Genomic DNA, 5,966 nt, shown 5'->3' with positions numbered 1-5,966 from the left:
ACTCCGGGCCGGGCGGGCGCGGAGTCCCCCGCCGCGCCGGGCCCGTGCCGCCGGAGCCCCCGCCGGCCGCGCCCCGGCGCTCCGCCACGGCCGTCACCCCAGCACCGCCGGCTCATCCGCGCGCGCGGCCCGGGCCGCCCCGCCCACGAGCGCCGGCACCTCGGCCGCGCCGCGCAGCCGCGGGTCCAGCAGCCGCTCCGCCACGTCGACCAGCAGCATCACCACGACGTACGCGAGCGCCACGACCACCACGGCCCCGACGACGACCGGCACGTCCCGCTGCATCGTCGCGTCGAGCAGCAGCCGCCCGAGCCCCGGCCGGCCGAACAGGGTCTCGACGACGACGGCGCCGCTGAGCAGCGACCCGAACGCCCAGCCCGACAGCGACACCGCGGGCAGCACGCCGTGCCGCAGCGTGTGCCGCCACAGCACGCCCACCGGCGACGCCCCGCGGGCCCGCGCGCTGGTGGCGAACGGCGCCGCGGCGGCCTCCTCCAGCGAGTCGCGCATCACCTGCCCGAGGAATCCCGCGACCGGCACGGCGAGCGTCACCGTCGGCAGCACCAGGCCCACCGGGTCGGTGCCGCTGCTGGTCGCCGGGAACCAGCCGAGCGTCGAGGAGAACACCACGATCAGCACCGCCCCGAGCCAGAAGTGCGGCAGCACCGCCGCGACGACCTCGGCCCCGCGCAGCGCCGCCGCGCACGCGCGGCCGACCGGCCCGGTGGCCCGCACCGCGAGCGTCGCCACCGCGAGCGCGAGCAGCCACGCCAGCGCGAGCGCCAGCACCGCGAGCAGCATCGTCCCCGGCAGCTGCTCGGCGAGCAGGTCGGAGACGGGCACCCGGCGGGCGTACGAGTCGCCGAGGTCGAACGTCGCCACCCGCCACAGCTGCACGAGGTACTGCACGACGAGCGGCTGGTCGAGGCCGTACTGCGCCCGCGCCGCGGCCACCGCCTCCGGCCCGGCCTGCGACCCGGGTCCGCCGAGGATGGCCTCGGTGGGGTCGCCGCCGGCCGCGCGCAGCGCGAAGAACACGACGGTGGCGACCACCCACGCCACGAGGGCTGCCGAGCCGAGGCGCGCCAGCAGCCACCGCAGCCACGGGCGGCGGACCGCCCGGCCGACGGGGGCGACGGCGCGCACGGCGGTCAGGACCCCAGGCGCGCGTCGAGGAACGTCGGCGTGGACACGGTGTCCAGCGTCCGCATCCCGGTGACGCCGCGGGTGAGGAAGTGGTTCTGCTGGTCGTAGAGCGGGAGGATGTAGTACCCCTCCAGCACGATCTGCTGCGCCTGCCGGTAGAGGTCGGCGCGCTCGGCGTCGTCGGCGGTCGCGGACGCGCGGTCCAGCAGGTCGTCCAGCGCCGGGTCCTTCACCTGCGCGTGGTTGGCGAAGTAACCGCTCGGCGCGGGGATCGTCCCGTCCGAGTGGTAGAGGATCCGCAGGACGTCCGGGCCGACCTTCGTGTACGGCGCCGACACCGCCTCGTACGCGTTCGCGCCCAGCGCCGCGTACCAGGCGGACAGGTCGGACGGGGTCAGCACGACCTCGAAGCCCACGGCCTTCGCGTTGGCCTGGATCTGCTCGAACAGCGACTGCTCCGCGGCCACGGACTGGTTGGTGCTCACCGGGAACCGCACGGTGAGGCGCTGCCCGTCCTTGGTGCGGTAGCCCTCGTCGTCCGTGGTGGTCCAGCCGGCCTCGTCCAGCAGCTGCTCCGCGCGGTCGACGTCGGTGGTGAACAGGTCCTCGTCGCCGTACGCCGTCGGCTCGACGCTCGACAGCGGCGAGTACGACCGGGTCGCGGTGCCGGCGAACAGCGTCTCGATGCCCGGGTCCGGGTCCGCCGCGCGCACGAACGCCTCGCGCACCCGCACGTCGTCGAACGGCGGCTGCGCGCTGTTCAGCTCGATGCGGTTGGACGACCCGGGCCGCGGGGCGTCGACGTGGGTGATGTCGCCGCCGGCGTCGGCCTGCGCGATCGCGTCCGGCTGCGGGTTGTCGACCACCTGCACCTCGCCGGAGCGCAGCGCCGCGTACCGGGTCGCCGCGTCGGGGATGAACCGCCAGACGATCTCGTCCAGGTGGGCGGGGCCGTCGTGCTCCGCCTGCGGGTCGAGCGGGACGTAGTCGTCGTTGCGCACCAGGGTGACCTGCTGCTGCGGGACCCACTCGTCCACGACGAACGGGCCGGTGCCGACGGGGGCCGCGCAGTTGTCGTCCATCCCGCGCTCGATGCCCGCGGGCGACTCCATCGCGGTCCACTGCTGGCTGAGCGACTCCAGCAGCGCGGAGTCCGGCTCGGTCAGGTGGAACCGGGCGTGCGTCGCGTCCACGACCTCGACCGACTCGACCTTCTGGACCGCGAGGTAGCCCGTCGACGAGCCGGTGTCCGGGTCCTGGAGGTGCTCGATGTTCGCCTTGACCGCCGCGGCGTCGAACGGGGTGCCGTCGGTGAAGGTCACGTCGTCGGCCAGGGTGAAGTCCCAGGTCAGCAGGTCGTCGCTCACGGACCACGCGGTCGCGAGCCACGGCAGGATCGTGCCGTCCGCGTCCCGGCCGACCAGCGGCTCCAGGTACTGCGTGCTGATCAGCGCCTGCGGGTAGTTGCCGCCGACGTGCGGGTCGAGGCAGGTGGGCTCGGCGTCGCCGGTCGCGTAGACGAGCGTGCCGCCGTCCCGCGGGGTGGCGGCGTCGTCGGCGTCCCCGCCGGAGCCGGTGCAGGCCGCCAGGGCGAGGGCGGCGACGGCGGCCAGCGCGGCGCCGGTGCGGGCGCGGGTCGGACGGAGGGCGTGGGGCACGGGTCCACCTCGGGCGTCGGGGGGCCGGCCGCGGCTCACCCGCCGACCGGTTGTTGCACTGCGTCCAACAATAGGCGCGGATGGCGCCCGCATCCCGCCCCACCGGCTGTGATCCCGGTCCCACGGCCCGCCTAGCATGGGCGCGTGCCCGCTCCCGCCCCGCGTCGATCCGGGCGCCCGCACGCCTCATCGCGGGCGATGCTCGAGGAGGCCGCCGGCGAGCTGTTCCTCGAGCGCGGGTACGCGACCACCTCGGTCGCGGACATCACGCAGCGCGCCGGCGTCTCGCGGAGCACGTTCTTCAACTACTTCACGGCGAAGTCGGACCTGCTCTGGGCGGCCTTCGACGAACGCGTCGAGGCACTGCGGGCCACCCTCGCGGCCGGGCCGGCGGACGCGACACCGGGCACCGTGGTGGAGGCCGCCCTGCACGACCTCGCCGCCCGGCTGCCGGCGGACCACGTCGCCCTCGCCTTCACCCAGGCCGACACGATGGGGCTCGGCGACGACCTCCGGCTGGCGGCCGCGCGCCGCACCGCCGACCTCGGCGCCACCATCGCGGCGTACGCGGCGGGCCGCGGCGTCGACCCGCTGCACGCGCGGGTGGCGGGCGCGGCCTGGGCCGGGGCGCTCGTCGCGGCGGTCGAGGCCTGGGCGCTCGCCGGGGCCGGGCGGACGCGGCTGCCCGACCTGCTCGACCACGCGCTGGCGCCGGTGCGGGGGGCGCTGGACTGAGGCGCACACGGGCCCGGACAGCGCGAGACCCGAGCGCCGCAACCGTCCGGAAGGGTCTCGGGTCCACTTCCCGCCGCTAGTGCGACGGGCTGCCTCCACGCTACCGAACCGTCCGACGGGACCTCAAGGCCGATGTCCGCGACCGCAGCCACCCGGACCCGTCTCTCCTGTGGACGAGCGGGGCAGGGGGAGCGCGAGTCCCTAGGGTCGGCATATGACGGGAGCCGACGACAGCCCGCGGCGCGCATGACCACGCACGCCTTCGCGGACGAGAGCAAGCGACCGCACTACCTGCTGGCGGTCGCGCGGCTGGATCAGGCCGACCTGGCCGCCGGCCGCCGGTCGATCCGGGATCTCCACCTGGCGGGTCAGCGGCGGTTGCACATGGTCAAGGAACGCGCCTCCCGGCAGCGAGCGATCCTCTCGACCGTCGCGTCCCTGCCGGTCACCGTCACGATCTACCGCGCGGCTCGTGCGGCAGCCGTCGGGGAACGGGAGCGACGCGGCCGGTGCCTGGACCAGGTCGTCCGCGACCTGTCTGCGCACCCGCGGACCCGCCTCGTCCTCGAGCGGGACGACACCCTCGTCCGCAGCGACCGCGTGCGGATGTACGCCGCGACGCGCCGGGAAGCCTGCGTGGACCGTGTGGAGTACGTGCACGAACCAGCGGCCACCGAGCCGCTGCTCGCGCTGCCCGACGCCGTGGCGTGGGCATGGAACCAGGGCGGGGACTGGCGCCGGCGCGCAGCCCCGGTCGTCGCCCGCGTCGCCGACGTCTAGGTCGCCGGCCGTTCACCCGCCCGCCGCGCGCCGCCGTCTGCGCGTGTGGCCCCGCCTCACCCGGTGTTCCTAGGATCGACCCCATGAGCGACACCGGACTGCGGCAGGCCCAGGACAAGATGGCGGCGGCCGGGGTGGCCCCGACCGCGATCGACGTCTTCACCCACTACTACCGGGAGCTCGAGGCGGGGGCCACGGGCCTCATCCCCGAGGGCACCATCGACCCCCTGCTCGACCCGCCGCAGCTCGCGGACGTCGACATCGACCCCGCGGCCGCGCGCGAGGCGTTCGCGAAGACCGCGATCATCAAGCTCAACGGGGGCCTCGGCACCTCGATGGGCATGGACAAGGCCAAGTCGCTGCTCCCCGTGCGCGACGGCAAGTCGTTCCTCGACCTCATCGTCGAGCAGGTGCAGCACGCCCGCTCCGAGACCGGCGCCCGCCTGCCCCTCATCCTGATGAACTCGTTCCGCACCCGGGCCGACTCGCTCGAGGCGCTGGCCCGGCACGAGGGTCTGGCCGTGGACGGCCTGCCGCTGGACTTCCTGCAGAACCAGGAGCCGAAGCTCCGCACGGACGACCTGACCCCGGTGAGCTGGGAGGCCGACCCGACGCTGGAGTGGTGCCCCCCGGGCCACGGCGACCTCTACACGGCGCTGCTCGCGTCGGGCGTGCTGCAGCAGCTGCTGGACGCGGGCTTCCGGTACGCGTCGGTGTCGAACTCCGACAACCTGGGCGCCGCGCCGAACCCGACCATCGCCGGCTGGTTCGCCGCCTCCGGCGCCCCGTACGCCGCCGAGCTGTGCCGCCGCACCGCCGCCGACCGCAAGGGCGGCCACCTCGCGGTGCGGAAGTCGGACGGCCGGCTGATCCTGCGCGACACCGCGCAGACCCCGGCGGACGAGATGGACTACTTCACCGACGAGCACCGGCACCCGTACTTCCACACGAACAACCTGTGGTTCGACCTTGAGCAGATCGCCGCGGCGCTGGAGGCCCGCGGCGCGGTGCTCGGCCTGCCGCTGATCCGCAACGTCAAGACCGTCGACCCGACCGACTCCTCCTCGCCCGAGGTGTTCCAGATCGAGACGGCCATGGGCGCGGCGATCGAGGTGTTCGAGGGCGCGACCGCCATCGCCGTGGGCCGCGAGCGGTTCCTGCCGGTCAAGACGACGAACGACCTGCTGCTGCTCCGGTCCGACGCGTACGACCTCGGCGAGGACTCGACGCTGCGGCTCGCCGTCGAGAAGGCGCCGCTCGTGGACCTCGACGCGAAGGTCTACAAGACCGTGGCGAAGTTCGAGCAGCGGTTCCCCGCCGCCCCGTCGCTGCGCGGCGCGTCCTCGTTCACCGTGCAGGGCGACTGGACCTTCGAGCCGGGCGTCGTCGCGACGGGAGAGGCCGTCGTCGAGGCGGACGGCGCGCCGGGCACCATCCCCGCCGGCACCACGATCGGCGGCTGACCCGCACCGGGGGGCCGCCCGTGGCGGACGTCGCTCCGACCGAGCAGGCCGGGGCGCGCCACGAGCGGTCCGCCCTGCTGGAGTCCCGATCGCCGCGGCGGTGCCCCCGCCTGGCGGCGCAGCCCGGGGCGGCTCAGCCGCGGCGGCGCCGGGCCGCGAGCAGGAGGGCACCGCCGGCCGCGAG

At 75.3% G+C, this 5,966-nt stretch carries 5 protein-coding genes; 3 read left to right on the top strand and 2 right to left on the bottom strand.

The window, feature by feature from the left end:
- Nucleotides 1-93: 93 nt before the first annotated feature.
- Entirely contained in the window at nt 94-1,155 is a 1,062-nt protein-coding gene (locus tag FA014_RS17325) for an ABC transporter permease (RefSeq protein ID WP_419178433.1), read from the bottom strand.
- Complete coding sequence (locus tag FA014_RS17320) at nt 1,152-2,804, bottom strand: ABC transporter substrate-binding protein (RefSeq protein WP_230323328.1); 1,653 nt, start codon at nt 2,802-2,804, stop codon at nt 1,152-1,154. Before FA014_RS17320 ends, FA014_RS17325 begins: the two co-directional genes overlap by 4 nt.
- Before the next feature lie 144 nt (nt 2,805-2,948).
- On the opposite strand from FA014_RS17320, the gene FA014_RS17315 reads away from it, so the two are divergent.
- The 3 genes from FA014_RS17315 to FA014_RS17305 all read left to right on the top strand — a co-directional run bounded on the left by FA014_RS17315 (nt 2,949) and on the right by FA014_RS17305 (nt 5,782).
- Nucleotides 2,949-3,539, top strand: coding sequence for a TetR/AcrR family transcriptional regulator (locus FA014_RS17315; RefSeq protein WP_230323326.1), 591 nt, complete (start codon nt 2,949-2,951; stop codon nt 3,537-3,539).
- A 246-nt stretch (nt 3,540-3,785) separates the two neighbouring features.
- Nucleotides 3,786-4,319 carry a hypothetical protein gene (locus FA014_RS17310; RefSeq protein ID WP_154730879.1) on the top strand — a complete coding sequence of 178 codons (534 nt, stop codon included), beginning with the start codon at nt 3,786-3,788 and terminating at the stop codon, nt 4,317-4,319.
- An 83-nt stretch (nt 4,320-4,402) separates the two neighbouring features.
- On the top strand, nt 4,403-5,782 hold the full coding sequence (locus FA014_RS17305; RefSeq protein WP_154730878.1) for a UTP--glucose-1-phosphate uridylyltransferase: 1,380 nt from the start codon (nt 4,403-4,405) through the stop codon (nt 5,780-5,782).
- The last annotated feature ends 184 nt before the right edge of the window (nt 5,783-5,966 follow it).

Source organism: Cellulomonas hominis, from assembly GCF_005239125.1.
Taxonomy (GTDB): domain Bacteria; phylum Actinomycetota; class Actinomycetes; order Actinomycetales; family Cellulomonadaceae; genus Cellulomonas; species Cellulomonas hominis_A.
This window is presented reverse-complemented; position numbering and strand designations above follow the sequence as displayed.

Excerpts from the sequence above, each read along its gene's own strand:
- FA014_RS17310 (WP_154730879.1), top strand. The coding sequence starts at position 3,786 with ATGACCACGCACGCCTTCGCGGACGAGAGCAAGCGACCGCACTACCTG.
- FA014_RS17305 (WP_154730878.1), top strand. The coding sequence starts at position 4,403 with ATGAGCGACACCGGACTGCGGCAGGCCCAGGACAAGATGGCGGCGGCC.